Annotated in this window: 22 protein-coding genes and 1 pseudogene; 9 read left to right on the forward strand and 14 right to left on the reverse strand. The window is 63.3% G+C overall.

Annotation, left to right across the window (positions count from 1 at the left end; translation table 11 throughout):
- The first annotated feature begins 135 nt into the window (after positions 1-135).
- From ATY77_RS28600 to ATY77_RS28630, 7 genes are all read left to right on the forward strand, one after another.
- The gene (locus tag ATY77_RS28600) at positions 136-726 is read left to right on the forward strand and encodes a hypothetical protein (protein WP_088675042.1); all 591 of its coding nucleotides are present in this window, start codon (positions 136-138) and stop codon (positions 724-726) included.
- A 127-nt stretch (positions 727-853) separates the two neighbouring features.
- The gene (locus tag ATY77_RS28605; protein WP_088689987.1) at positions 854-1,231 is read left to right on the forward strand and encodes a hypothetical protein; all 378 of its coding nucleotides are present in this window, start codon (positions 854-856) and stop codon (positions 1,229-1,231) included.
- A 209-nt stretch (positions 1,232-1,440) separates the two neighbouring features.
- Entirely contained in the window at positions 1,441-3,387 is a 1,947-nt protein-coding gene (locus ATY77_RS28610; protein ID WP_088689856.1) for a DUF4384 domain-containing protein, read from the forward strand.
- A gap of 22 nt (positions 3,388-3,409) precedes the next feature.
- Positions 3,410-5,026: a caspase family protein gene (locus tag ATY77_RS28615; RefSeq protein WP_088689857.1), complete on the forward strand. Its 1,617-nt coding sequence runs from the start codon at positions 3,410-3,412 to the stop codon at positions 5,024-5,026.
- Positions 5,023-7,527 (forward strand): trypsin-like serine protease, encoded by a 2,505-nt coding sequence (locus ATY77_RS28620; protein WP_088689858.1) that lies wholly within the window; start codon positions 5,023-5,025, stop codon positions 7,525-7,527. Before ATY77_RS28615 ends, ATY77_RS28620 begins: the two co-directional genes overlap by 4 nt.
- 13 nt (positions 7,528-7,540) lie before the next feature.
- On the forward strand, positions 7,541-8,722 hold the full coding sequence (locus ATY77_RS28625) for a serpin family protein (RefSeq protein ID WP_088689859.1): 1,182 nt from the start codon (positions 7,541-7,543) through the stop codon (positions 8,720-8,722).
- A gap of 36 nt (positions 8,723-8,758) precedes the next feature.
- Positions 8,759-11,164, forward strand: coding sequence for a serine/threonine protein kinase (locus ATY77_RS28630; protein WP_088689860.1), 2,406 nt, complete (start codon positions 8,759-8,761; stop codon positions 11,162-11,164).
- Positions 11,165-11,205: 41 nt separating this feature from the next.
- On the opposite strand, the gene ATY77_RS28635 is transcribed toward ATY77_RS28630, so the two are convergent.
- Complete coding sequence (locus ATY77_RS28635; RefSeq protein WP_088689861.1) at positions 11,206-11,808, reverse strand: TetR/AcrR family transcriptional regulator; 603 nt, start codon at positions 11,806-11,808, stop codon at positions 11,206-11,208.
- Positions 11,809-11,958: 150 nt separating this feature from the next.
- On the opposite strand from ATY77_RS28635, the gene ATY77_RS28640 reads away from it, so the two are divergent.
- Positions 11,959-12,357 (forward strand): RidA family protein, encoded by a 399-nt coding sequence (locus ATY77_RS28640; RefSeq protein WP_088689862.1) that lies wholly within the window; start codon positions 11,959-11,961, stop codon positions 12,355-12,357.
- Between the two features lie 9 nt (positions 12,358-12,366).
- Here the strand turns inward: ATY77_RS28640 and ATY77_RS28645 are convergent, their stop codons facing one another.
- The 11 genes from ATY77_RS28645 to ATY77_RS28695 are packed head-to-tail and all read right to left on the reverse strand — an operon-like array spanning position 12,367 to position 22,671.
- Positions 12,367-13,242, reverse strand: a complete 876-nt coding sequence (locus ATY77_RS28645; RefSeq protein WP_088689863.1) for an FHA domain-containing protein — start codon at positions 13,240-13,242, stop codon at positions 12,367-12,369.
- A 2-nt stretch (positions 13,243-13,244) separates the two neighbouring features.
- The gene (locus ATY77_RS28650) at positions 13,245-14,150 is read right to left on the reverse strand and encodes a type II secretion system F family protein (RefSeq protein ID WP_088689864.1); all 906 of its coding nucleotides are present in this window, start codon (positions 14,148-14,150) and stop codon (positions 13,245-13,247) included.
- Complete coding sequence (locus ATY77_RS28655; RefSeq protein WP_088689865.1) at positions 14,147-15,010, reverse strand: type II secretion system F family protein; 864 nt, start codon at positions 15,008-15,010, stop codon at positions 14,147-14,149. Before ATY77_RS28655 ends, ATY77_RS28650 begins: the two co-directional genes overlap by 4 nt.
- Positions 15,011-15,020: 10 nt before the next feature.
- Positions 15,021-16,919 carry an ATPase, T2SS/T4P/T4SS family gene (locus ATY77_RS28660; protein ID WP_088689866.1) on the reverse strand — a complete coding sequence of 633 codons (1,899 nt, stop codon included), beginning with the start codon at positions 16,917-16,919 and terminating at the stop codon, positions 15,021-15,023.
- A 22-nt stretch (positions 16,920-16,941) separates the two neighbouring features.
- Entirely contained in the window at positions 16,942-17,880 is a 939-nt protein-coding gene (locus tag ATY77_RS28665; RefSeq protein WP_088689867.1) for an RcpC/CpaB family pilus assembly protein, read from the reverse strand.
- Complete coding sequence (locus tag ATY77_RS28670) at positions 17,877-18,794, reverse strand: hypothetical protein (protein WP_088689868.1); 918 nt, start codon at positions 18,792-18,794, stop codon at positions 17,877-17,879. Before ATY77_RS28670 ends, ATY77_RS28665 begins: the two co-directional genes overlap by 4 nt.
- Before the next feature lies 1 nt (position 18,795).
- A complete protein-coding gene (locus ATY77_RS28675) occupies positions 18,796-19,476 on the reverse strand; it encodes a TadE family protein (RefSeq protein ID WP_088689869.1) in 681 nt (226 codons plus the stop codon).
- Positions 19,448-21,091: a Tad domain-containing protein gene (locus tag ATY77_RS28680; RefSeq protein ID WP_088689870.1), complete on the reverse strand. Its 1,644-nt coding sequence runs from the start codon at positions 21,089-21,091 to the stop codon at positions 19,448-19,450. Before ATY77_RS28680 ends, ATY77_RS28675 begins: the two co-directional genes overlap by 29 nt.
- A complete protein-coding gene (locus tag ATY77_RS28685) occupies positions 21,088-21,885 on the reverse strand; it encodes a TadE/TadG family type IV pilus assembly protein (protein ID WP_088689871.1) in 798 nt (265 codons plus the stop codon). Before ATY77_RS28685 ends, ATY77_RS28680 begins: the two co-directional genes overlap by 4 nt.
- A gap of 5 nt (positions 21,886-21,890) precedes the next feature.
- Complete coding sequence (locus ATY77_RS28690) at positions 21,891-22,454, reverse strand: prepilin peptidase (protein WP_088689872.1); 564 nt, start codon at positions 22,452-22,454, stop codon at positions 21,891-21,893.
- Positions 22,455-22,467: 13 nt separating this feature from the next.
- Positions 22,468-22,671 carry a hypothetical protein gene (locus ATY77_RS28695; protein WP_088674954.1) on the reverse strand — a complete coding sequence of 68 codons (204 nt, stop codon included), beginning with the start codon at positions 22,669-22,671 and terminating at the stop codon, positions 22,468-22,470.
- A gap of 391 nt (positions 22,672-23,062) precedes the next feature.
- Here ATY77_RS28695 and ATY77_RS28705 point away from each other — a divergent pair.
- Positions 23,063-24,460: pseudogene (locus ATY77_RS28705) on the forward strand (ATPase, T2SS/T4P/T4SS family).
- 44 nt (positions 24,461-24,504) lie between these two features.
- On the opposite strand, the gene ATY77_RS28710 reads toward ATY77_RS28705, so the two are convergent.
- On the reverse strand, positions 24,505-24,828 hold the full coding sequence (locus ATY77_RS28710; protein ID WP_088689874.1) for a type II toxin-antitoxin system PemK/MazF family toxin: 324 nt from the start codon (positions 24,826-24,828) through the stop codon (positions 24,505-24,507).
- The gene (locus tag ATY77_RS28715; protein ID WP_088689875.1) at positions 24,825-25,049 is read right to left on the reverse strand and encodes an antitoxin MazE family protein; all 225 of its coding nucleotides are present in this window, start codon (positions 25,047-25,049) and stop codon (positions 24,825-24,827) included. The genes ATY77_RS28710 and ATY77_RS28715 overlap by 4 nt, the downstream gene beginning before the upstream one ends.
- Positions 25,050-25,132: the final 83 nt, after the last annotated feature.

The raw sequence follows: 25,132 nt of genomic DNA on the forward strand, positions 1-25,132 counted from the left end.
AAAGACCGTCAAGTCTTTAAAATGTTAGGATAGATGCGCCTCCTCAGCAAGCCGTTGCTTTCCAAACGATTTGGAGATCTGCGCCTGCGATAGTACAAGATCAGGATCTCAAAGTTTTGCTGCCAGGGAATGCTCATGCTGGACTGGAACGGTGACGAACTCGCGCTCGATGTCAGCCTGCTGGAGCAGGTACGCGCCGCGAGGATAGGTTTCTCCGATCGCGTCTGTGCGGCCTCGGCCAGCACGGACGAGAAACACCTGGCCCAGCTGCGCTCGGAGCCGACCTACCTGATGGCAGAGTTCCTCTATTCCATGAAGGTCTTCGGCATCAACACGGCGGAAGATATCGAACGCTTCGCCGATTTGCACAATGATTATGTGGTTTCGCTCACCCGCGATCCGGCCAAGCTGCAGCGCCTGGGCCTTTCGCAGGACCGCGCGCTCGCTTCGATGTTCACCGCCGACACCAAGCCGCGGTTGATCCAGAACTGGGCGGAAAAGGCAGGCGCGATCGACCAGTCCAACCTTGCCCGTTTCCTCGTCGCCGTGATGTCGAGCGAGACCTGCCGCAAGACGCTGATCGATTTCGAGACGGCGGGATTCATGCAGCGCAAGCGCTCGCCCTATGGCACCATGGTCGTCTGGTCGACCGGCAAGATCGAGGAAATCTTCGGCGAGATGCTGCGCAATCTTCGCCTCGGCCTGCAGCAAATGAAGATCCTCTGAGCCCGCGGCCAGTCGATTTCCACCCTCCCAATCGTTTGGCGGCGATCGCCGTTGCCTTCCTTCCGGCCTCTCCCTATTGTCGTGCTGCCTGCGCTATCGTGAAACGTTGATGATGGATTTGACGACGATGACGAAATCCCGGCTCATAACCCTGTCGATCGGCCTTCTGCTGGCGCTGCAGCTCCCTGAGCTCGGCTTTGCCGGGCCGGTCGAGGATGCGCTTGCGACGAGAAACCCTTCGCTTGCCGCGCTGCGTCAGCATGACGAAAAAGCCTTTGCCGCCGCCGTCGCGATCATCGCCGAACACGAACGCGCCCAAGGGCTGACGCCGGGCGAAGGAAAGCTGCCGGATGCGACGTCGCCGGGACGCGCCATGGGCTCAGGCCCCGGCAAGGAATTCACGGCCGACAATCCGGATATTCTCTGGCTCTACAATTCCTCGCCCGAGGGAATGAGCGACCTGATCTCGATCTTGAAATCGGCTGGGCAGAAGCCGAAGAACTAAGCACCGATCCCAAGTCCAGAAGGACTATATCAGCCGATATATTGCCGATCCCGAGTCTTGCTCACGTCTTTGCCGCGACGGTTTCTTCGAGTCTCCAAATAATTTGTAACCCTCCCTCAAGCAAGACGGGCTAAGCCATCCCAATTTCGCCGGTCAGTGCTATTCTCATCTTCAACACAGTGTGAGATTGTTCGAAGGGGGAGGTTCCGATGCTGAGCCGTAAAGCCATCCTAGCCGCAGCCACATGTCTTTCGCTCTTTTCGATGGTTCCCGCCGTCGAAGCACAGAACGAACGCACACTCAGCGAAGCGCCGGCCCAGAGCGGACCCGTCAGCATCACCTTCGATCGCGCGGAGGCCAAATATGCCATCGGTGAAGTCGTCGGCCTCTTCATCCAATCGAGCGAGAACGCCTATGTCACGGTGCTGAACGTCTCGCCGAACGGCGCCGTCGTGAAGCTCTTCCCGAACAAGTATCAGACCGATGCCCTCGTCGCCGCCGGCAAGCGCGTGCAGGTGCCGGATCCCGCAAGCGGCGCTAGGCTCCAGGTTTCCGGCCCCGTCGGCCAGGAGCAGATCAAGGTCTTCTACTCCTCAAAGCCTCTCACCATCTTCGCCGATCTCGGCGGCAGCGGCAGCGGCATGTTCCGCTCGATCGACGGCGGCATGGAAGCCGTTTCCCGTAGCCTGGAAGAAGCCCGCAGCCTCGGCACGAAGATCAGCAGCAAGACGCTGACACTGACGACGGTCGACAGCATGGGTGCCGTTCCGCCCGTCGCCGCAGCACCGGCCCCAGAGGCCAAACCCGCGCCGGTCGAACAGGCTGCAAAGCCGCCCGTTACCCCGACGAAACCCAAGGCTGCGCCGAAGCCGAAGCCTGTCGTGAAGCAGGACGTGGCCAAGAAGCCGGAGCCGGTGATCGAAAAGCCGAAGAAGCCGGCCCCGAAACCTGTCGAGCAGGCCACCTCGCAGCCGTCGAAGAAATACAAGATCGTCACCAATCTGGCGCCCGGCCAGGAGCTTGCCGCCGACGAGCTGGAGCTGATCGGGCCCGCCACCGGCAGCACGTCCAACAGGCCGAAGCAATCATCGCAATCCTATCAATCGTCCCAGTCATCCCAGACGAAGATCCCGAAACTGCCGATGCCGCAGATCAAGATGCCGCAATTCAAGCTTCCCGGCGGTTTCGGCATCAAGATGCCGCAGATAAATCTCGGCCGCTCGGCTGAGCCGCAGGCCGCCGGCGAAGGCGAAGAGATCGAGGTGGCCAATGCCGATACGCCCGTTTGCAACGCGCTTCTCGACAAGCTGAACGCCGCCGTCGCCGCCAAGGATATCAATGCCGCCGCGACCGAAGCCGATGCGATTGCGGTCAGCGCCGATTGCGGCCAGTTCCAGATTAACGCCCAGCGCCGCGTCGCCGCGCTGCGGCTTGCCGCAGCCCAGGAAATGATGGCTGCCGACAAGCCGGTCGCCGATTACGAGCCGCTGCTGGTCGCCGCCGACAGCCCGCAGGTGTTGTGGCAGGCTTCCGCCACGCTCGGCGAGATCTATTTCTCCGCACGCCGCTTTGCCGATGCCGCCGCCGATTACCAGCAGGCGATCGAAATCATCAAGAACGAGACCCGCACGCCGAAGGCGCCACCGGCAGAGACGATCTCCGATCTCATCCAGCGCGCCGCCCAGGCCCGCATCCTTGCCGCCAATCCGACGAGCGACAATCCTGAGGGCAGCTTCGTGCCGGCCGAGAAGGATCACCGCAGCGGCGTGCTCGGCGGCATCTATTCCGAGAATGTGCGCGGCATCGTGCCGGTATCCATCCCGGTCCCGATCACCTTCGATTTCGACAAGTCGACCTTCACCTCGATCGGCACGGAGGCTGCCCAGGAATTGCTGGAAGCGTTGAAGGAGCAGAATCCCGGCCGCATCATCCTGATCGGCCATACCGACCGGCGCGGCGGCGACGAATATAACCAGAAGCTCTCCCAGCGCCGCGCCCAGGCCGTCGCCGATTTTCTGAAGAAGAACGGCATCGACGCGACGATCGACGCGGAAGGCCGCGGCTCCTCCGAACCGGTGGACGTGACCGCGACCGCCAACCTCACCGAAGACGATATCGACGCGCTGAACCGCCGCGTCGAATGGCGCCGCGAGTAGCCGGGCGAGGGGAGGTTTGGCCATGTCCGCATCCCGTTCCATGGCCGCAGCACTTGCTCTTCTTGCCATGACGGCGACCGGCGGCCTGGCGAGGACGATCGAAGCTCCCTCACGCGGCGCCGTCAGGGCCGTGCTGATCGGCATCGACCTTTACCGCAACGTCCCGCCGCTGCATGGCGCCGTCGCCGATGCCGAGGATCTGTCGCTGTCGCTGCGCTCAGTCGGCGTCGAGGACATGACCGTGCTGAAGAATGGCGCGGCCGATCGCAAGGGCATCTTCCGGGCGATCGCATCCGTTACTGAACGGGCCGAGGAGGGCGATCTTGTTGTCCTCGGCATTGCCGGCCATGGCTCGAGCGAGCCGGAGAGGGTCAAGGGCTCGAAGCCGAGCGGCCGCGACGAGGTCTATGTGCTTGCCGGTTTCGACACACGCCTGCCGGGATCGCGCGAGCGCATCTTCGGCGACGAATTCAAGGTGCTGATCCACAAGCTGGAAGCCAAGGGCGCCGATGTGCTCTTCATCGCCGATACCTGCCATGCCGGCGGCATGACCCGCGACGTCGATCCGCGCGGCGCCGAGATCACCTGGCGGCAGGCGCCGTCCTACACGATCGAGGAAGACGATCTTGCGCCGATTTCGACCACGGCGGACGCACTTTCCACCGGCTTCGACTACCAGCGGCTGACTTTTCTCGGCGCCGTCGACGACAACACCAAATCACCGGAGATCACCATTCCCGGCATTCCCGTCAAACGCGGTGCGCTGAGCTATGCGACCGCCCGCGCCTTCGAAGGCGCCGCCGACCGGAACGGCGACGCCGCCGTCAGCCGCCGCGAACTCTTCGAATATGTCCGCCAGTCGGTCTATCAGTTCACCGACCAGCGGCAAAACGTCTTTACCGAAAGCCCGCCGGGAAGCGATCTCGACCGCACCGTCGTCTATAGTTACGAAGGGGCGGGGGCGCAGGCGGCGGCGGAAAAGTCAAGCGTTCCGCCGCTGGCCGAGCCGGCACCGATCATGGTTGCAGCTCTCGGCTCAGAGCCGGTGCTGCAGGGAATCGAGCCTGCCATCACGCCGTTCAAGCTGGCGGATGGCGCGGACGCCGAACTGGTTTTCGATCCGCAAAAGCGCGAGGCGATCGCCGGTGGCGATGTCGTCGCCTCCGGCGTCGGCGCCGGCGACATGCCTTTCGTCATCGACCGGATGGCCGCGCTCGACACGCTGAAGCGGCTCTCCGAGACAAGTCCGCAGACCGTGCGTGTGATGCCCTCCGATACCGTTCACCGCGAAGGCGAGCGCGTCGGCGTCACGGTTTCCGAACTGACAGGCCGCAAGCTCGTGCTGTTCGATATTACCGGCGATGGAACGGTGCAGTTCCTCTATCCCGGCGAAAGGGACGCCGATGCCGAGATGTCTGCGACCTTCGATCTCGATCTCTCCGTCGTCGCCCCCTTCGGCACGGACCTGCTTGTCGCCGTCACCGCTGAGAGGCCGATGCCCGAACTCGTGGAATTCCTGAAGCAGAACGACAGGCGCCGCACCGCCGGCAATATCGCCAAACGCCTCGGCGAGTTGCTGCCCGAGGGCGCACGCGTCGGATTTACCGTCCTCTATACCTCCGCCGGAGCCAAGCTATGAGCACGTCGATCAGCAGCATCCTCAACGTTGCGGCCGCCCTTCTGCTTCTGGCCTCTCCTGTCCTTGCGCAGCAGGATACGGATTTCGCCGGCGAGGATGGCGGGCGCGTCATCGGCGGCCAGGCGGCAAGGAAGGGTGAATGGCCCTGGCAGGTGAAGATCCTGGCCCCCGATCCCGAACAGCGCGGTCGCTTCGGCGGCCATTGCGGCGGCTCGCTGATCGCGCCGCGCTGGATATTGACAGCTGCCCATTGCGTCACCAGCGGCCGTTCCGGCAAGCAGGATCTCTTCGCCCGCGATCTGCTGATCGTCGAAGGCAAGTCGAAGATCGACAAGGTGATATCAGTCGACGGGCCCGACAAGCCGGGCCTTGCCGTGGAAAACGTCATCATCCACGAGGATTTCGACCGCAAGGTCTTCGCCAACGACATCGCCCTCATCAAGCTTGCCCAGCCCGCCGTCTCGAAGCCTGCGCTCCTCGCCTCCGCCTCGGACGAGGCCGTGGAAACCGCCGGCCACACGGCCGTCGTCACCGGCTGGGGTTACACCAAGGCCGATCACGGCTGGGATGACAAATACCTGCCGACCGAGCTGCAGGAAGTCGAGCTGCCGATCGTCTCGCGCGAGGACTGCCGCGCCGCCTATCGCGAGAGCTCGATGCGGATGAACCCTATCGACGAGCGCAATGTCTGCGCCGGCTACGCCGAAGGCGGAAAGGATGCCTGCCAGGGTGACAGCGGCGGTCCGCTAGTCGCCCAGCGTCCCGACAAGAAATGGATCCAACTCGGCGTCGTCAGCTGGGGTGCGGGCTGCGCCGAGGCCGAACATTACGGCGTCTACACCCGCGTCGCCGCCTTCCGCGGCTGGATCGCCGCAAAGACCGATGGCGACGTGCCCGATGTCGAAGGACCCGTTGCCGACGAGCAGGTCGCGTCTACCAACACCGGCGCCGGCACGAATAAGAAGCCATCCGGGGAGAAACTGGCCAACCTCACCATCACCGCCCCGCCCGCCGGCGATACGACGCCTGCCGGAACGACGAAAACGCCCACCGCTGACAAGCCCGTCACAAACGAACCTGCCGTCCAGCCCCCTGTCGTCGAGACTCCGACGATCCAGAGCTCGCCCGGCGACCGCGCGCTGCTGATCGGCATCGACGATTACGAAATGCGCGAGGCGAAGCTGATCGGGTCCGCCAGCGACGTGAAGGCCATGCAGATCTTCCTCGTCAAGACGCTCGGCTACCGTCCGGAGCAGGTCCATGTCCTGACCAACCGCAAGGCGACACGTGAGGCGATCCTTGCCGAAATCGACGACTGGCTGGTGCGCCAATCGCAATCCGGCAGCCGCGTCTTTCTCTATTTCAGCGGCCAGGGGTCGGAGGAAATGGGCGCGGAAGCAACGACCAGCCCGACGCTCGTCGCAGCCGATGCCAAGCTGGTGCGCGAGGGCGGCAAGGTGACCGTCACCAACCAGATCCGGGAAACGGAAATCGCCGCGCGGCTGAACAGCCTCAAGGACCGCCGCGTCACGCTGCTGATCGACGCCTGCCATGTCGGCCCCGGCAGCCGCAGCGCGGTGGCCGCGCCGAACGACGGAACCGTGCGGTGCCTTGGCCCAGCGCTGGCCGGGCTCGAACCCCCGAACAAGTCAGGCAAGGAAGCCAAATTCTCCTTTGGCGGTGAATCGGCGATGGTCTGGTCGGCCGTCAATTCAGGCCAGTGGGCGCTCGTCGATCAGGAAGCCAAGCCGCCGCTCGGCGTCTTCACCCGCCGCTTCATCGAAGGCGTGCAGGAAGGCGTAGCGCGCGCATCGGACAAGCCGAATGTCAGCAATGCGGCGCTTCTCGACTACGTCCGGCGCAAATCCGACGAATATTGCCGGGCGCATGCCGAGGACTGCCGCTTCACGCCGGTGCCGCAATTCTACGGCCTGCCGGATGCGCTCGGCCGCGACGTCGTCACCGGCGAAGAGGCGAAGACGCCGGTCGCCGCCGTCGAGAACACATTGAAGAGCGACAACGAGGCGGGTGTTGCCGTCGACGTGCTGCCCGGCACCACCGTCAGCATCGGTGACAAGGTGGCGATGCGCGTCTCCACGAAGAAACCCGGTTATCTCATTTTGGTCGATATCGACGCGGCGGGAAAACTGACGCAGCTTTATCCGAATAAGCGCTCGATGGGCCTGAAGCCGAACGCCAAGGGCGGCGACAACCGGCTCGATCCGGCAAGGCCGGTCGTCGTGCCGGATGCGCGCAACCCCTATATCGGCTTCGAATATCAGGTGGAGGGGCCGGCCGGCGTCGGCATGGTCGTTGCCATTCTCAGCGACAAGCCGATCGAAGTGCTCGACCTGCCCGATGTGCCGACACCGCTCGTCGGCCAGCGCGCCGCCTTCAACTATGTCTACGACCTTGCCCGAAGTCTCAGGATCGTCGGCGACGACGAGACGGGCGCCCGGGGCAAATGGTCGTTCGATTCCAAATTCTATCGTATCCGTTGAAGAGGAGGGAGCCATGTCGAAATCCATCCTTCTGGCGGGTCTTGCCGCTTCGCTGATGGCGCTTGCCCCGGCCGCTCATGCAGGCGAGGCCGCCGACAGCAAGGCGATCCTTGCCGCGCAGGCCGGGCTTGCCGTCGACCTCATCGACCGCACGCTGGCGAAGGAAGGGGCGGCGAACATCATGGTATCGCCGGCAAGCCTGACCGCCGCCCTCGGCCTGGCGGCCCTCGGCGCCTCCGGGGAAGGCAAGGCGGCGATTGCCAAAGGCCTCGGCTTCGGAGCCGAGGTGAAGGGACCGGAGAAGGTGCTCGACGCGATGAACCCTGAGAAGCCGGCCGCCGACGCGCCGCTGGCGACGGGCGCCGCGATCGTTTTTGACGACAAGCTGGTGCTCGTGCCCGATGCCCTCTCCATGCTCGCCGACCACCACATCAAGCCCTCGATCGAGGATCTGGACGGACCGAAATCCGTCGAGCGCATCAACGCCTGGGTGAGCCAGACGACGCGCGGCGCCATTCCCGCCATCCTGGAATCGCCGCCCGGCGGCGGCTTCGTCAGCCTCGGCGCGCTCTCCTTCAAGGCGCGCTGGAAAACCGCCTTCGAAAAGGAAAGCCCGGCGGCGCCCTTCCGGCGTCCCGATGGCTCGACGATCCAGGTGCCGATGATGCATCTTGCTGGCGACGGGCAGAAATTCCGCTTCGACGACAATTTCGCCGCCGTCGATCTCGTCTATGCGGGCGAAACCTATCGCATGGTCGTCATTGCGGCACGCACCGGCAAGGGCGTCGATGCCTCCGACCTGAAGGTGCTCTCCTCCTGGCTTCAGGGCGAAAAATTCGAGGCCGCCAAGGGCGAAATCTTCCTCCCCCGCTTTTCGCTGAATGACGGCCGTGATTTGATGCCTATACTCAATGCGATGGGACTGGCGCCCGAAAAGGCCAAGGACGCGGCTTTTCCAGGGTTCACCAAGGAAAACATCAGCTTGTCGCGCGTCCTGCAGAAGACCATGATCAAGGTGGACGAAAACGGCACGGAAGCGGCAGCGGCAACGGCTGTCGTCACCGAGCGAAGCATAGATCCGAAACTGGTGCGCGTGACGGCCGATGCCCGTTTCGCCTTCGCGCTTCGGGATACGAGGAGCGGCCTCCTCTTGGCCGCGGGCCTGATCGGCGATCCGCTTCTGGCAGGTGAATAAAATTCGGTTTCATGATGATCGCAGGGGGACACGTGCATGAGAAGTGATCTGATCGCCCGCTACACGATCGGCGAGCCGGTCTATGAGAACGAGTTCATCGTCTATCCCGCTCAGGACAAGCGGATGGACCACGCGGTCTTCATCGTCACGCCCGACGTGGCGTTGAAACTGGACAAGGCCCGGTTCGAGCGGGTCTGGACCTCCATCAACGAGGCCAAATCGCTGACCGCCCGGCGCTTCGTCGAAATCGAGGACCTCATCCCGCCGTCCCCGGAAGACGACAATTTCTACATCGTCGAAAAGCGGCCGTCGAAGACGCTGCACCAGTATCTCGACGAAGTGGAAATGGTCGCCCATGATCGCGCCGTCGAAATCGGCCGCCATATCCTCGAAGGTCTGGCGACGCTGCACGGCGCGGGTTACGCCCACAATGCGCTGACCGACCAGTGCATCTATGTGTCGGAGGATTATTCGGGCCTCTCGGTCAGGATCGGCAATCTGCACCTGATCTCGAAGATCGGCGAGCACATCATCCCGCCCTATGTGCCGGAATTCGGCGCGCCGGAGATTTATGCGAGCGGCACCTTTTCCGCCTCCGCCGCGCTCGATATCTATGCGATGGGCATGATCGCCTACAAGCTCTTCCTGCCGCGGCAGACCTATGCCAGCGTCTTCGACAGCGTCATGGTCTGGGAGGATGAACACCAGCGCGAGCAGAGCTGGAAGAACATTCACCTCGATCCTTCGAATGTCTTCCCGCGCCTCGACGTGCTGATCCCCGGCTTTCCCGAAGGGCTTGCCAGTCTGGTCGAAAGAATGCTGAGCCGCGACCCGGCGCAGCGGCCGCGCATGGGCGCCGATGCGCTCGGCGAATATACCCGCGTGACGACGGGCATCCAGCCGATGAACTGGGATCCGCGCGGCGGCATGACCCAGCAGCCGGAGACGCCGAAGCCGAAGAAGTGGACGCCCGCCAAGATTTCCATGGTCGCAGCCCTGCTTCTGATCTGCATCGGCGTGGGCATCGTCACTGTCCCGAAGCTGCTGGCGCCGGACCCGAAGCTCGTCGCCGATGTCGGCGTCTGGAAGAAGGAGGCCGAAAGCCGCCGGGAAAAGGCGATCGCCGCCAAGGCGCCGGAGCGTCCCTCCGGGGACGAGGCGAAGCTTTCCTATGACGCCGGCGCCTCGGCGCTGACCTCGGCCGATGCCCTGCTGAAGGACGAAGACTATGAACAGGCGCTGCCGGGCTACCAGAAGGCCGCCATCAGCCTCGGCAAGGCGCTGATCGCCATTTCGAAGGAAAATGCCGAGAAATCGAAAGCCGCAGCCTCCGCCGCGGGCGGCGAAAGGGCCCCCGCTTTCGCCGAGGCCGACAAGAAGATGCAGGCTGCCGCCGAGAGCGCCAGCGCCCAGCAGATGCACGGGGCGGTCGGCGGCTACGACACGGCGAAGACATCCTTCGACGACCTCGCCAAGGCGCTGACCGCCCTGGCCTCCGCGGAGAAAGACGCAGCTACGAAGCGTGACACCGCCGCCCGCATCGGCGCCGGCGAAGGCCCCGAGTTCACCAAGGCGAACGGGCTGATGACCGACGCCAAGGCGAAGGCCGAGCAATGGCAGACGCCGGCGGCCACCGCGGGTTATGGCGACGCCAGCAAGCTGTTCGACGCCTTGATTGCCGATATCATGGCGGCGAAGGACGAGGCGACGGCGCTGAAGCAGAAGGTCGCCGATCTCTACACCTCGATCTCGACCCGCGCCGGCGCCGCCGATCCGACGCTTGCCGCAATCCAGCCGAAGCTCGGCGAAGCCGACGGCCACTACTCCGCGGAGGCCTATAAGCTGGCGATCGCGGGTTATCAGCCGATCCTTGCCGATCTCGAAGCACTGTCGGCGAAGGGCTTCTGCCCGGTTTCACCGAAACTTGCCTTCGAAACCGTTCCGGCCGGAAGTTATTCGCTGGAGAATGTCCGGCTGATGACCTCCTCGCTGAAGGAGCTCGGCGGGATGCTCGGCGTTGCCGATGGCGCCGTGAAGGTCGAAAAATCCTTCTGCATGCAGACGCGGGCCGTCACCCGCGCGGAAATGGCGGAATACTATACCGCCAACTCCGATCCCGCCGCCGCCCAGGCCTATGCCGACAATCCGCAGCAGCCGGCCGACGACGTGCCGCTTGCCGAGGCGCAGAACTACACCGCCTGGCTGTCGAAGCAGCTGAACGCCCCCGTCCATCTGCCGTCGGCGACGGAATGGATGGCGAGTGCCGTCAATATCCCGACGGAAAAGCTGCCCGACAACGGCGACATCATCCTGCAATGGAGCGCCACCCCCTGCGAAGCCGGCGGCAACGTCGCCTTCATGGCGCAGGAAGGCTCAACCTTCGTCGTCTGCTCGGATGCTTCAGCGGGCGGGATTTTCCGGGTGACGGCTGAGCTGCGGTGACGCATTTCGCAAGAGCCCCAGTTTGGAGCATCAGTTTGCCCTTATGCAGATGACGAACGCTCCATAAGCAGACCTGTCGCCAAGGCTTGAAAAGCCTCGACCGCCTTCGGCAGCACGCTTTGCGGGTTTTCGCTCGCGGCGATCCAGAGAGCGGCATTGAGGGCCGCGCCGCTGAGCAATCGGGCGGCCGCCTCTGCGTCGACGGGCTTCAAGATGCCCTGCGCGACAAGGCGCTCCACAGCATCTTTAGTCACTTGCAGACAACTGTTCTGGCTGGGCCATAGCGAGGGATCACCCAACACTGCAGGTCCGTCGAGCAGAACAATACGCTGGACCTCCGGATTGAGCGCCATCTCGATATAGGCTGCACCTTCAGCGAGCAGGCCCTGCCAAACATTGTCAGTCCGAGCGCCGATCTCCTTGGCGCGCGCCGCCATTTCGGTATCGATCTGGTCGACCACCGCCGCCAACAGCCCGCGCTTGTCTCCGAAGTTGTGGTAGAGCGCCCCGCGTGTCAGCCCAGCGTCGGCCGTCAGCTCATCCATTGATGCCGAGGCGTACCCTTTTTCGGCAAAAGCCTTCCGCGCGGCAGCTATCAATTTGGCGCGGTTTTCCTGCATCGTCTCGCTGCGTGTTTTCGCCATTCTAAGCTCCAATTCACATACGGCACGTATCTGGACTTGACATACGATGCGTATGTCAATATTTCGCATACGTACCGTATATCAAATGAAGGGCGAGCTTGTGAAGCATAACGCGCTCTCATCCGCCATCGCCAACAAAGAGAGATCACAATGCCCCAACGCCAAGCAATCTTTCCCGCCAACAGACATGCCCTTTACGAGGAGCATGGCTATTCCGCCGCCATCCGGTCCGGTGACCTGCTGTTTGTATCGGGACAGGTCGGCAGCCGGCCCGATGGAACACCCGAGCCCGACTTCGAACGCCAGGTGCGGCTGGCCTTTGAAAATCTGAAGGCGACGCTCAGCGCAGCCGGCTGCACGCTGGATGATATCGTTGATGTCACCAGCTTCCACACCGACCCTGAAAACCAGTTCGGAACGATCATGGCGGTCAAGCAGGAGGTTTTCAGCAAGCCGCCCTATCCGAATTGGACCGCCCTCGGCGTAACTTGGCTCTCCGGCTTCGACTTTGAGATAAAGGTCATCGCTCGCATTCCGGCAAGCGCGTGACATCGCCGGTCAACGCCGCGCCGGCGGCTTCACTGCCGCCCGCCGCTGCAGCGCAAAGCGGGCGGCCGAGCAGTTGACGTCGGGCACGAGATCGTAGGTCTGCTGGTAGAGGGTCTGCGCCAGGGTGTTGTTGCCACGGTTCTCCGAGGCGAGCGCGGCCAGCGCCGTGCGCTTGTACGCCTCGACGATCGGTTCGGCGGCTTTTGCCAAAGCCGCATCGTCAGCGGGTTCGGATGCCAGCGAAAGGGCGGCGTAGGTGGCGTCGCCATCCCGACCGACGCGGCCGCCGACGGCGCCGTTGAAGCTTGCTTCGGAGACCTGTCGCATGCGGCGCGCGTTTTTGATGCATGTCGGGATGCGGGCGGCTTCCGCGTGAATGCGCTCGGCGGTAGGGCCGCCCTCCGTGCTGCCGCTGTCGGACAGGATCACGTAGCCGACGATGCCGACGATCGCGAGGTAGGCGAGGCCGATGCCGGCGAGGAAGGCAGGCTGCTTGAAGAGCGGCTTTTTCGGCTTGCCGTCGCTCGCCTTGGCGGCCTCCTTCTTCGGCGCCTCCTTGGCGGGCGCCTTCTCCAGAAACTGGAATTCGACATCCTTGCCGAGGCGGAAACTGTCGCCAGCTTTCAGCGAGGCCGTCTGCAGCAGCGCCTCGCCGCGCAGCATGATCGGATTCAGCCCCATGCGGCGGATGATGAAGGTGCCGTCGCTCTGTTTTTCGATGCGGGCATGAATCGGCGCCAGGAAAGGATCGTCGACGACGATATCGGCATTGCCCGCCCGGCCGATCGACATTTCCGGCCGGTCGAGCACATGGCTGCGGCTCTGGCCGCCGGGGCCGGTCTGCAGAAGGCTTGGCTTGTTTCCACGAAATAAGGAAAAGACCATGATCAGAACATCCCACTCGACATCATCTCGACAATTGCTGGCGCCAGCACCAGGAGAAGGATCGCGACGACGATCATCATCGCCGGCATGACGATCTTGGCTTTCAGCTTTTCACTGGCCCTGTCCGCCTTCTCCCAGCGGCGGAAGCGCAGGTCGCGCGCATGTTCGCGCAACAGCTCGACGCGGTTGCTGCCCTCGACTTCGCCCTGGATGACGGCGCGGATGACGCGCACCACTTCCTCCGCGGTCATGCGGGCCTCCAGGCGCTGCAGCGCCTCGATCATGCCGGTGCCGAGCGCCACGTCCTTCAGCGTCTGCTCGATCTCCTCGGTCATGACAGTGCCGGGCGCGGCCTCGGCATAGAGCCTCAGGCTTTCCGGCAAGGTCGCCTGCGCCTGCTGCGTCATGACGACGAGATCGAGGAAATAGGGAAATTCGCGCGAAATCCGCTCCTTGCGGTCCTGCATCTTGTCGTCGGCGACGACCCAGAAATAGATGGCGGGGATGAAGCCGAGGATCAGGCCCGCCGCAAGCCCGCCTATGACGCTGCCGCTCGCGATGCCGAACAGCAAGCCGAGCAGGACGAAGCCGAATATGCTCATGACGACGAGAAGCGCGATATATTCCCGTCCCGTCACGCCGCCGAAGGGCCGGCCGCCATAAATCAGCTTCTGCTCGAGCTGCGCGCCGAAATCTGCCAGCAGCGGCTCGAAATGCCTCAGCACGAATTCGACGGGCGTCCGCATGCCGATGCTGTCGACGATATTCGGCGGCGGGCCGTCGCCGCCGGCGGTGCGCCGCACAACCTGGATACTGCCGAGCAGATCGCCGATCCACCAGACGAAGAGCGCGGCTGCGATGCCGGCAAGAGCGATGGCGATCGGGGCGAGAGGTATCTGAGACATCATACCGACACCTTCATCATCGAGCGCATCCAGAAGAAGCCGGTTGCGTAGAGAATGGCGCCGACGATCGCGATGACGATGCCGATGGCATTGCCGAACACTTTGTCGATCAGTTCCGGCTGACCGAAGAAGATCATCAGGATCATGAACAGCGCACCGCCATTGACGACGCGGAAATTCATGCGCGCCTGCGACGAGGATGTCGTGATCTTCTGGTCGAGCTTCCAGATTTCCTTGAAGGATTTCGACATTTCGGTCAGCGGTTCGGAAATATCGCCGCCCTGGCGGGCAAAGAGGCCGAGCGCGGCGTCGACCATCTTGAAGTGCAGGCTCGGTACGTTACGGCCGTGGCGGTCCAGCGCCTCGACCAGGCCGATGCCGAGCTTCTGCTCGCGGGCGATGCGCTCGAATTCACGCGAGGCTGGCATCTGGCCGGTATCGGCCACCGCATTGACGGCGACGGCGAGCGGCTTGCCGGTGCGGACCGCCGAGACGATCTGGTCGACGGCATAAGGAAGCTGGGATTCGATCTGCAGCCAGCGGCGCTGCAGGAAATAGCGGATCATCGCCTTGGGCAGGAAGAAGGCGACGGGGATCGCGATGACGAGGCCGAAGATCGGCCCGAAGATCAGCGAGATCACGATGAAGACGAGGACCGCCGTGATGATATAGGCGAGGATCATCGTGTAGGGCGGCACGGCATCGCGACCGAAGACCTGCGCGGCTTCGCTGGCGAGCGCGATGTCGCGCTCGGTCGCGCGCAAGAGCGGTGCCGGCCAGCTCACCGGCGCACCCCAGACGAGCAATCCCGCCGTCACCGCCCCGAGAGCCACCGTAAAGATCTGCAGAATGCTGATATCCATGGCTTCCCCCTCAGACGAACATATCGAGTTTCTTGATTTCGCCGTCTTCGCCGAACTCGACGAGCTCGGCGACGAAGGTCGGCAGGTAGCCGGTGAAGGCATGCACCGCCTGTCCGCCGGCCCGGCCGACGAGATTGAAGATCGGCTCGACGATGACGAGGCCGGTATCGGGATCGATGCCGATCACTTCCGATATCTCGGTCACGGCGCGCCGGCCGCTTTCCAGGCGGTTGAGCTGCACGACGAGTTCGACGGCGGCGACGATTTGCTGGCGGATCGCCATGACAGGCAGAGAGCTCTGGCCCTGCAAAACCATCACCTCCAGGCGGGTCATCATGTCCTGCGGCGTGTTGGCATGGGCCGTCGTCATCGAGCCGGCATGGCCGGTGTTCATCGCCTGCAGCATGTCGATCGCCTCCGCACCGCGGCACTCGCCGACGATGATGCGGTCGGGGCGCATGCGCAGCGCATTGCGCACGAGATCGCGGATGGTGACGCTGGTCTCGGATTCCGCCGTCTTCGGCCGCGATTGCAGGTAGACGACATGGATGCCGTCGAGCTGCAGTTCGGACGTGTCCTCGACGGCGACGACGCGCTCGCCGACCGGAATGAATTGCGACAGGCTGTTCAGGAGCGTCGTCTTGCCGGAGCCGGTGCCGCCTGAGACGACGATGTTCTTGCGGGCGCGCACCGCGGCTTCCAGGAAGGCGCGCATCGGCTCGCTCAGCGCACCTGCCGTGACCAGCTTGCTGATGTTGAGCCGCGATTTGCCGCCAAATTTGCGGATGGTGAGGCAGGCGCCCCTGACCGCCAGCGGCGGAATGACGGCGTTGACGCGCGAACCATCCGGCATGCGGAAGTCGGCCATCGCCTCGCTCTCGTTGATCGAACGGTTGGAATCGACGGCGATGCGCTCGATCACCTTCATCAACTGCCGCTCATTGGCGAAGGCGAAGGGATAGCGCTCCAGCAGGCCGAATTTCTCGACATAGATCTCGTCATAGCGCGTCACCATGATTTCCGAGATGACGTCGAGATCCATGAGCTCGGAGATCGTGCCCCACCGGTACATCAGCTCTTCGATGTTGGAACGCAGGTGCGCATGGGCGATCTCATAGCGGTCGCCGGCATTGAAGAGAGCTTGCCGGGCTTGGAAGGCGGCGCTGAAACGCGTGTCGAGCTGGGCAAAATCCGAGCGGGTGGATTCGAGGTTGAGCTTGAGCTGCAGGGCCGAGATCAGAGCCTTGCCGACATCGAAGAGGCGGCGGTTGTCCTGCTCCTCGCGTATCAGGGCCGCCGCATTCGACGAGGCGTCGCGCCGCGTCGTGCGGGCGATGCGTTTTGCCAGCCACCGATAGACGGCGTTCCTGATGACGAGGACGACGAGATCCTGCGGCGCGGCGTCGAGCGCTTCCTTGATGAACATGTCGAGGCGTTCACGAATGCGGCCTCGCGTCTCCTCGCGGCCGAAATCGGAGGATTTCACCAGCCGGTCGTATTGCGTGTCCTTCAGCAGACGCTCGTGGATTTCCATCTGCAGGGCGAGCACGCGCTCCTGATCGGGAAACTGCGTGACGGCCTCAGGAGCGGCGGCCGGCTCCACCAGTTCGATGGTGACATTCGGCACCCAGATCGACATGCCGGCCGAGACCGCGACCGGCGTGCCCGCCCGCAGCGGCTGATCGTCGACACGCGTCGGATTGCGGCCATGATGTTGAACCGACCAGCCCTGGCCGGATTTGCGCAGCACGAATTGCGGCGAGGAGACATGGCTGCCGCGCAGGCGCACGACGCCCGCCCCAGCGGGCAGCGTAAGCGTACTGCTTTCGCCGACGAAATAGGTCTCGTTCGCCGAAAGCGGGATCACCTCCCGTCCGCTGCCGTCCTCATAGGAAATCTTCAACAGCATGGCTCACTCCCTCATGCGGCGGTCACATGCGCGTCCAGTTGATGCTCGGCAGGTCCTCGACGCTATTGTCGGCCGGATTGCGCAGCACCATGTTCAGGCTGCCATTCGACTGGCCCAGGGCAAAAATCAGCATTTCCGCTTCCGAAGGCGTCACCTCGACGGTCACGTTGTTGTAGGTGCTGTTGGCCTTGGTGATGGCGCCCTCGGCAGTCGTCGCCGCGCCGACGGCCAGGACCTTGACGTTCTGCAGGAAGGTGCGGGTGACGACGCGGGTGCGCGAGCTGATGCCGAGCTTATAGTCCTGTGCCTGTTTGCGGTAGGCGTTGACGTCGTTCTCGTCGGCGCCGGGATATTGGGTGAGATAGTTCTTCAGCATCTGCTCGACCGGCGAGGCCGGCTGGGCCGGAGCCTGCGGCTGTCCGGCTGCAGCAGCCGCTTGGCCGGGAGCGGCAGGTGCCTGGCCGGGGACTCCCGGCTGGGTCGCAGCAGGGGGCGCGACAGGCTCGACCGGTTCGTCGACCGTGCCGATGATATCGACATAGCTGCCGGGCTCGACGAAGTGGCCGACGGCAGCAGCCGCATTGACGGGAAGCGTCAGCGCCCGTTTGCCGGGCGCAATCATCGTCGTCAGGCGACCGCCGTCGGCATCGTCGAAATATTGGAAGAGCAATACGGAACCGGCCGGAATGTCGGCGGCAGCGGTCCTATCCTTCAGCCATTCCTGATAGGCGCTCGCCGCAGGCACGGCGAGCTTGGCGAGCGCGCCGAAGCTCTCCGGCAGCATCACCGGTTCGGCGAGCATATCGGGCGTGATCGCCTGCCCTCTCGTCACCTTCCTGTCGGGCTGGAGGCGCATGAAGGCATAGGCCGTCTGCTCGTTCTTGACGCTCTCCGTCCAGAAATACAGCAGGACGCCCGTAATGAGCCCGACAATGACAGCCGCAATGAGCTTCCAGTTCATGGTGTGATTCCCTCTACGAAGGGTTGCCTGATTTGAATGACTTCGACGGTGCTGCCGTCGCTTTTGCTGCGGGTGTAGAGAACATTGGCCTCGACGCTGCCGCGCCGGCCATAAAGCGCCGTCACTCTGCCGCGCTGGGCCGGCGGCGTCTCGATGGTGAAACCGTCACGGGCGAGAAGATCGGCGCGGGCATCGGACCAGCGCGCGGCCGACAGCGTGCCTTTCGAGACGACCGTGCGCGACATGTGGCCATTGTCGCGGTCGCCAATATCGCTCAGCACCTCGACGCCGGGCGGCGGGCGCAGCGGCGGCGGCAGTTTGCCAGTATCGGCGGGCGCTGCAAAGGCCGGCAGCGTCGCGGCGACATCGTCGAAGCGGCTCATCAGCACCTCGGTCGCCGGCGCATCGGCGGGACGGCGGATCATGATCGAAACGCCTGGTATCGGCCCCCGTGCCGACGGATTTTCCGGATCCTGCCGGCGCAGATACTCAAGCGCGGCTTCGCCGTCGCCATCGAAGAAGCGCACGACCACGGCGAGATCGTCGCGGATACGGCTCGTCTTCGGGACGATCAGCATGTTGGCGGCGATGACGGCCGTCAATTCGTCTTTATCGTTGCTTTTCGGCAAGGCGGGCCGGGTATTGGCGGCCAGAACCCGCAGCCATTCGTCGGTGATATCGGAAATGCTGCGATCGCTCTGATAGGGCGTGAACTGCAGCGGCTGGCCGTTGATGACGAGATCCCGCGGCGAGCGCTCCGGCGCGCCGAGAATGCCGGCCAGCATCGAATTCAGCGTCGCCCTGAAATCCTTGTAGACCTCGGCGCGGCCTGGAGTGGCCGCGACCAGGGCGCCAATCCCGATGAGGAGAGCCAAGACCGCCAGATGACGGGAGATGCGCGCGGCCTGTTTCATTTTATTTCGCCCCCGGGAAGACGCCGTCGAAGAGATCGCCGGAATCGCTGGCGACATCGCGGATTTCCCGGCGCAGGGTCGGGTCATAGCCTCGGCTCGTGGTGTCGTTGTTGTGGGAGGCAAAGAGCGTCGAGTCGTCCACCGTGAAGGCATCCTTCCAGCGGAGGCTCCGGATGGTATCGAGATCGTCGGAATCCCGGAACTTGTAGACGCGGTCTGCCGTCGCCGTGACGAGCTGCGGCTTTTCGTTGGCGAGATCGCCGACCATATCGCCGAAATCACGGCCGTCGCTCTTCAGCGTGTTCTGCACGTCGTCCCAGACGAAGGTGCGCTGCGGATCGCCGTCGCCTTCATGGGAAGGCGTGCGCGAGCAGTTCATGGCATCGCGTCCCGGCAGCGCCGGCAGGGCCGGGAGCGGGAAGACGTTCGAAAAGTCGGAGGTGCAGTTCAGCCCGTTGGCCTCGGCGAAGGCGGCGTTGCGCATGGCGAGCATGGTCCCGACCTTCTTGGTCGAAATCCTGTTCGCATGGATGACGAAAATCACGATCAGCAGGATCACCGGCGCAGCAAGCACGAATTCGATCGAGGCAAGCCCGCGCCTGTCGCGGTGCAGCCGCATCAAGATGCCGCCGGCCGGAGCGCCACCGGCATGCTCAGTGTGTGTTGACGTCAGCCCAGGCATTGGCTCCCCCCTGGTCGAAGACCCGCGTCAAGCCGGTGAAACTGTCGGCGGCTTGACTCTGCTTGATGGTGTTGGAGACGGCGCCGATATCGTCGGCGAGCGTCGCGGGCGCAAGCGAGGCAAGCCAGTCCTGCGTGTAGAGATCGAAGGCCGTGTAATTGTGCACCCAGCTCTGTGCGAAAGCATAGGCGGAGGGCGTCTTGTCCTTGAACAGCCGGACCTGGAGCCTCGCCCGCGGCGCACGCGAAACGACCGCCAGCGTCTGGTAATCGGTGAGCTGGTCGCCGCCGAAGGGCGTGAAGTTGAAGGGAATGCGGCCCTTCAGCCAATAGGGCTTCGGGAAGGAGAGGACGGGCAGGCTGGCACCGGCCACCGAGATCGCGCCGCCGGCAGGGCCGCAGACCTGGTTCCAGATCATGTCGAACTTGCGGGTGAAATCGTTCTCGTCCTTGGTCTGCGCGTCGGAATAACGCGGCGGCACGTCGATCGGCAGCTGGAAGGGGTTGGTGATGCCGAAGCCGACACCGAAGACCTTGTCGGCGAGCCAGAAGCTGACATCGAGCGCTACTTCTTCCCAGAAGCCGAGATCGCCGGCCCATTGTTCGACGATCGCCTTGAAGGGAACTTTGCTGAGATAGGCCGGGCCGAAGGCTTCGTAGAAGATGTAGAACTCCACCAGCTGATCGTCGATGCCGCTCTCATGATTGACCCAATCACGGATATGGCTGCCGTCGACGCCGCCCGCGGTCAACGGACCCTTGCCGTTGGGGAAGCCGCGGTTGGCAAACTCGCCGCGCATGAGAAGCGGATCCTGTCCCTGGGTGCCATTCGACATGGCAAGGCACATTTCCGTATAGGCGGCGACGGGATTGGCGCCATCACGGTCCACCGGCAGGTTGCCGCCGGCGCCTTCTCCGGCGTCGTTGCAGGATTCGCACGGCGGATGAAACACGACGTGGTCAGACTTGTTCAGGCGCACCAGATGCAGGGCCTCGTTGCCGACGCGCTGCGGGAAGCTTTCCACGAGGTAATCGTTCAGGTCGTTCATCGCATCGATGATGTCGCTCGACTTGTTGATGAGACCCCAGGGATCGTATTTGACTTGCGCGGCCACCGTATAGGCAATCGCTTTGGTGGCTTCGGTCGCCCGGAAGCCCTGAAACGCCAGGCAAGCGCCGTAGATAATGCCGCCGACGATTGGGACCTTCTGCCAGCCGGGGCAATAGGGCATCGGCGGAAGCGGCGGCAGCAGGGATGCCGGACCGAAGCCTTCCGTGAAGGAATATTCGGCAAGTTTCGCCAGAATGACGCCCGAGCGCAGGGCCAGTTCCGCCGTCGTGAGCTGGTAGGCGACCGACGTCGCCATGACCACGGTTGCCTGGGAAGAGGCGACATTGTTCATCGCCATGATGTTGAGATAGCGTGCTTCCCAATCGGCGTGGACGAGGGCCGCGGCATCCGCAGTATCCTGCGTGCGCTGCTTGTCGTAGATCATCTGCCCGGTGTTCAGGATCCAGACGATCATCAGCGCGAGCGCAATCGTCATGTAGAGGATGATCGGCGACAGGAATCCGCGGTCGTCGCGATGCAGGCGTTTGATGAACGTCGGTGTCATAGCAGGTTCACCTCCGCGGTCGAGATCGTGTAGTAGCGGCCGTCCTTCCTCTGGCCGCGGGCGAAGACCCAGCCGGCATATTCGAGCAGCAGGAAGCGGGCTTCGACCCTGGCGGTGACGGGCACGTGCGGCGACCGGTTGATGGCGGCAAAGAGCGCCATCGGCGCGCGGTCGACGGTCACGGTAACGTTCTGCGGGTCGAACATGTAGCGGGCCTGATTGTGCATGGCGCGCCAGTTCTTCGAAAGGCCCGAGGCATCGGCAAGGTTCTTCAGCGCCTCTTCCGGCGGCTGGCACGCGCCGACGCATCTGAGCTGGTCGTAGGGTGCGGCCGGGATCAGCGCCAGGCGAGCGGCAAGATCGGCCTTCCCTGGCGCAGCATCGTCGTCGCAGGTCTTGGCGTCGATCAGGCTGCGGATGGTGATCGGCAGGGCCGGGCAGAAATAGACGCGGGCGCTGCGCGCCGCCGCATAGGCGGCGTAATGCGTGAAAAGGTGGTTCTTTGCCAGAATGGTGAACTGGAACACCACGAACATGAAGAAGACGAAGACCGGCGTGACGAGCACGAAGTCCATCATCGTGGTGCTGCCCGACATATCGCCATGAAGCTCCGATATCCGGCGCCGGCGGGCGGAAAGCCGCGGCAGCAGCAGCATCGAGGCGAAGAGCACAAGGGCGATCGCAAAGGTACCGAAGAGGGCGCCGTGATCCTCGGGAATCCAGAAGGTCCGCGAGTGCAGGATCGAACTCCAGAAGGCACCGTCGAAAATGGGGCGTTCGAGTTCAGGGCGCATTGCCGTTACCTCACGAAGGCAAGAGGGGTGAAATCGGGCATGAAAAGGCACCAGATGAGCCCGAGAGCGGCGGCGACGCCGAAGCGGATGGTATGATGTGTTTCGCGCGGCTTCAGCACCGCAGCGGCGCCGCGGATACCCGCCGGCAGCAGCAAGACGAACAGTCCGACCGCCCGCAACAAGCCGCTCCATTGAACCCGCCGTGCCATGGAGAAGACGGCGATCACGCCGCCGACGGTGAGCGATGCGAGCATCACGTCGATGGCGGGCCAGAGGCCGAGGATGGCGCCGAGCGCCGCCATCAGCTTGACATCGCCGCCGCCGCAGCTTCCTGCTGCGAAGGCGATGATGAAGATCATGCCGGCCGCAAGGAGGCCGGCAAAGGCAAGGCCGATCCCTGCCAGACCGCCGCTGATTGCTGCCAGCACGAAGCCGGCAAGCAAGCAGGGATAGGTCACGGCGTTCGGGATGTGACCATGGCGGTGATCGAGCACCGCCGCGGTCGTGGCGCAGGCGACGGCAAGAGCCGTCGCCGCAGGCATCTGGGTCAGATCATAGGTCATGTCCATGACACGGATCCGATTATTGGCCCGGCTCAGGAATTCTCTCGGCGTCGGAGAGAGCCGTGTTCTTTTCGTTGAACCATTCGCCGATCTGTTTGCCGAATGCGAGCAAGAGCAGCATCAGCGGAATGACGATCAGCGCGACGGCGAGCACGATCTGGGCCATGTCGCCACGCTCGTCCTTGTGAAGTGCAATTGCGAGAGTCTTGAGGTTTCCAAACATCTGCGTATTCCTCGTTCCTAGGTTTGTTTCGGATCGAAGACCTTGGTGAAGATGAAGCAAGAATACGCTATCGTTTCGAAACGGCACGTTGCTCGTTCTAATGATATTTTCTGCTTCGGTTTATCTTCCCCGGCGGCCAACGCTTGTTGAGCAACACCATTAAGACCCAAGAGTGCGCCCAAGGCCAGCCCTCCGTCAAGCAAACGAAACGAAGGCTTCCAACTGACTTGGAGGCGTCTCTTGATGAAACGGAATTGACGGCGGCCGCTTTCAACTAACCTGCTGAATCGGCTATCTTTTCACCTCAAAGTAACCGTCCCGCCGCCGTTTGGCCGACGATCGTCCACTGCCCCATAATCGGCCAATGCTTTCAAGGCGATAGAATATCCGGATCGGATCAGCCGCATCGCCCGTCCGCGCGCCACGCGCCCATGGCGTTGCTTAGCGATCTGGATTAAGCTTATCCGACATATTGGGTATGACCCTTCAATCGTTCCGGAGAAAGAACCATGGAAACGATGAGCAGCGTCTTGATACTTGCATTGGTCCTCATTCCACTGATGATGTTCTTCCCGACCGCAGTTCAGATGATGGTCACGCTGTTCGGCATGAGCACTGTTCTTGTCGGGATGCCGCTCTGATGAAGGCCGTTTCCGACGACGCCGCCGAACAGGCGACCTTCCAGGTCCTGACCCGGGCGCTGGACAAACTCTTGGGTCCGATCCGTTTCCTGCTCGAGGATCCCAGCGTTTCCGAAATCCTGATCAACGGGACCTCCGACATCTTCGTCGAACGGCGGGGAAAGCTCGAACGCGCCGATACGCGCTTTGCCAGCCGCGAAGATCTGGAATCGGCCGCGCGCAGCATCGCGCAGTTTTCAGGCAAGCGCTTGACGCCGGAGGAGCCGAGCGTGGAAGCTCGTCTGCCGGACGGCTCGCGCGTGCAGATGATCCAGCCGCCCGCCGCCCGCACCGGGCTCTGCATCTCCATCCGCCGCTTCCTGAAAGAACATCGCAGCATTCGCGACCTCGTGACCCAAGGCAGCCTGACCGAGCAATCGCTTGCGCTGCTGCAGGCGGCCGTCGGCCTGCAGAAGAACGTCATCATCTCGGGCGGCACCGGCACCGGCAAGACGACGATGCTGAACGCGCTGTCGGAAGCCTTTGCCGACCACGAGCGCATCATCGTCATCGAAGACACGTCGGAACTGCAGATCCGCAAAGAGCACGTCGTCTATCTCGAAGTGACGAAGCCCGACCGTTTCGGCCGCGGCGGCGCCAGCATCCGCGACCTGTTCCGCTCGTCGCTACGCATGCGGCCCGACCGCATCATCGTCGGCGAATGCCGCGGCGGCGAGGCGCTCGATATGATCCAGGCGATGACCTCGGGCCACAGCGGCAGCCTTTCGACTGTGCATGCCAACACCCCCTACGACGCCCTGCACCGGCTGGAAACCTTGGCGCTGATGTCCGATATCGACATGCCGCTCCGGCCGCTGCGCGCCCAGATCGCCTCCGCCGTCGATGTCGTCGTACAGATCGCCCGCTTCAAGCGCACCGGCAGACGCCGGGTCATCGAGATTTCCGAGATCAAGGGCCTCAACGATGACGGCCAGTATATCGTCGAAAGCATCTACAAGCTCGAAGGCGACGGCCATTCCAATTCCGACGGCGCATTGCTGTGGACCGGCGTCGTGCCAAGTTTCGCATCCGATGCCATGGAAGAGATAGCGGGCGGAGAACTTCCCGAATGGGCGAAGGCCGGTCCCGCCGCGCGGGAACCGGCTTAAGGCCCCATCGGCGGATGCGACCTGCAAAGCGGGTTGGATGTGGCTTAGGCGATACCCAGAAAAACGGCGAGCGATCTTGTGACCGCCAGGAGAGCATCATCTTCCAGGCGACCGATTATCGGGCCGATTCTATCCCGTTTTACGGACATGCTTTTATCCACCATCACCTGCGAGACTTTGCGCAAGCCGCTGAGCGCCGTCGGTTCGATTATCGGCCGAATAAGCGGCGCGTCGATGAGCGTGCCTGATATCAGCAGCACGGTGACTGTGCCGGTTGCGTCAAACTGATCTGCCTGGATGATAAGCGCCGGACGAGGCTTGCCGAAATCGCCTGTCATAGCAACCGTGACGATGTCACCGCGCCTCACGTTTCACCTTCGGAATCCAGGTCGGCGAGAGCCGCATCGAGGAAATCCTGCAAATCGCGATCGCTTGCATCCGCGAGCGCGGCCTGAACGGACTGGCGATGGCATTCATCGGCGAACCCCGGGCGGCGGGTATCGGGCACCCATATCTGCACCGGTCGCAGCCCAGCAGCCCGCAAGGTCTCACGGCGCTTTTGGACTCTCTGATTGACAGGCGTTGCCACTAGTTAGCTCCACTAAATGTTACATGTAACATAAGAGCCTAACTTTACCATGTCAATGTCCGGCGTCGGCGGAACGAATGGCC

The sequence above is a fragment of the Rhizobium sp. R634 genome (genome assembly GCF_002211305.1).
GTDB lineage: Bacteria > Pseudomonadota > Alphaproteobacteria > Rhizobiales > Rhizobiaceae > Rhizobium.

Bases quoted from the DNA above. Each gene is read 5' to 3' on its own strand.
- ATY77_RS28600 (WP_088675042.1), top strand. From the start codon at position 136: ATGCTGGACTGGAACGGTGACGAACTCGCGCTCGATGTCAGCCTGCTG.
- ATY77_RS28605 (WP_088689987.1), top strand. From the start codon at position 854: ATGACGAAATCCCGGCTCATAACCCTGTCGATCGGCCTTCTGCTGGCG.
- ATY77_RS28610 (WP_088689856.1), top strand. From the start codon at position 1,441: ATGCTGAGCCGTAAAGCCATCCTAGCCGCAGCCACATGTCTTTCGCTC.
- ATY77_RS28615 (WP_088689857.1), top strand. From the start codon at position 3,410: ATGTCCGCATCCCGTTCCATGGCCGCAGCACTTGCTCTTCTTGCCATG.
- ATY77_RS28620 (WP_088689858.1), top strand. From the start codon at position 5,023: ATGAGCACGTCGATCAGCAGCATCCTCAACGTTGCGGCCGCCCTTCTG.
- ATY77_RS28625 (WP_088689859.1), top strand. From the start codon at position 7,541: ATGTCGAAATCCATCCTTCTGGCGGGTCTTGCCGCTTCGCTGATGGCG.
- ATY77_RS28630 (WP_088689860.1), top strand. From the start codon at position 8,759: ATGAGAAGTGATCTGATCGCCCGCTACACGATCGGCGAGCCGGTCTAT.
- ATY77_RS28635 (WP_088689861.1), bottom strand. From the start codon at position 11,808: ATGGCGAAAACACGCAGCGAGACGATGCAGGAAAACCGCGCCAAATTG.
- ATY77_RS28640 (WP_088689862.1), top strand. From the start codon at position 11,959: ATGCCCCAACGCCAAGCAATCTTTCCCGCCAACAGACATGCCCTTTAC.
- ATY77_RS28645 (WP_088689863.1), bottom strand. From the start codon at position 13,242: ATGGTCTTTTCCTTATTTCGTGGAAACAAGCCAAGCCTTCTGCAGACC.
- ATY77_RS28650 (WP_088689864.1), bottom strand. From the start codon at position 14,150: ATGATGTCTCAGATACCTCTCGCCCCGATCGCCATCGCTCTTGCCGGC.
- ATY77_RS28655 (WP_088689865.1), bottom strand. From the start codon at position 15,010: ATGGATATCAGCATTCTGCAGATCTTTACGGTGGCTCTCGGGGCGGTG.
- ATY77_RS28660 (WP_088689866.1), bottom strand. From the start codon at position 16,919: ATGCTGTTGAAGATTTCCTATGAGGACGGCAGCGGACGGGAGGTGATC.
- ATY77_RS28665 (WP_088689867.1), bottom strand. From the start codon at position 17,880: ATGAACTGGAAGCTCATTGCGGCTGTCATTGTCGGGCTCATTACGGGC.
- ATY77_RS28670 (WP_088689868.1), bottom strand. From the start codon at position 18,794: ATGAAACAGGCCGCGCGCATCTCCCGTCATCTGGCGGTCTTGGCTCTC.
- ATY77_RS28675 (WP_088689869.1), bottom strand. From the start codon at position 19,476: ATGCCTGGGCTGACGTCAACACACACTGAGCATGCCGGTGGCGCTCCG.
- ATY77_RS28680 (WP_088689870.1), bottom strand. From the start codon at position 21,091: ATGACACCGACGTTCATCAAACGCCTGCATCGCGACGACCGCGGATTC.
- ATY77_RS28685 (WP_088689871.1), bottom strand. From the start codon at position 21,885: ATGCGCCCTGAACTCGAACGCCCCATTTTCGACGGTGCCTTCTGGAGT.
- ATY77_RS28690 (WP_088689872.1), bottom strand. From the start codon at position 22,454: ATGGACATGACCTATGATCTGACCCAGATGCCTGCGGCGACGGCTCTT.
- ATY77_RS28695 (WP_088674954.1), bottom strand. From the start codon at position 22,671: ATGTTTGGAAACCTCAAGACTCTCGCAATTGCACTTCACAAGGACGAG.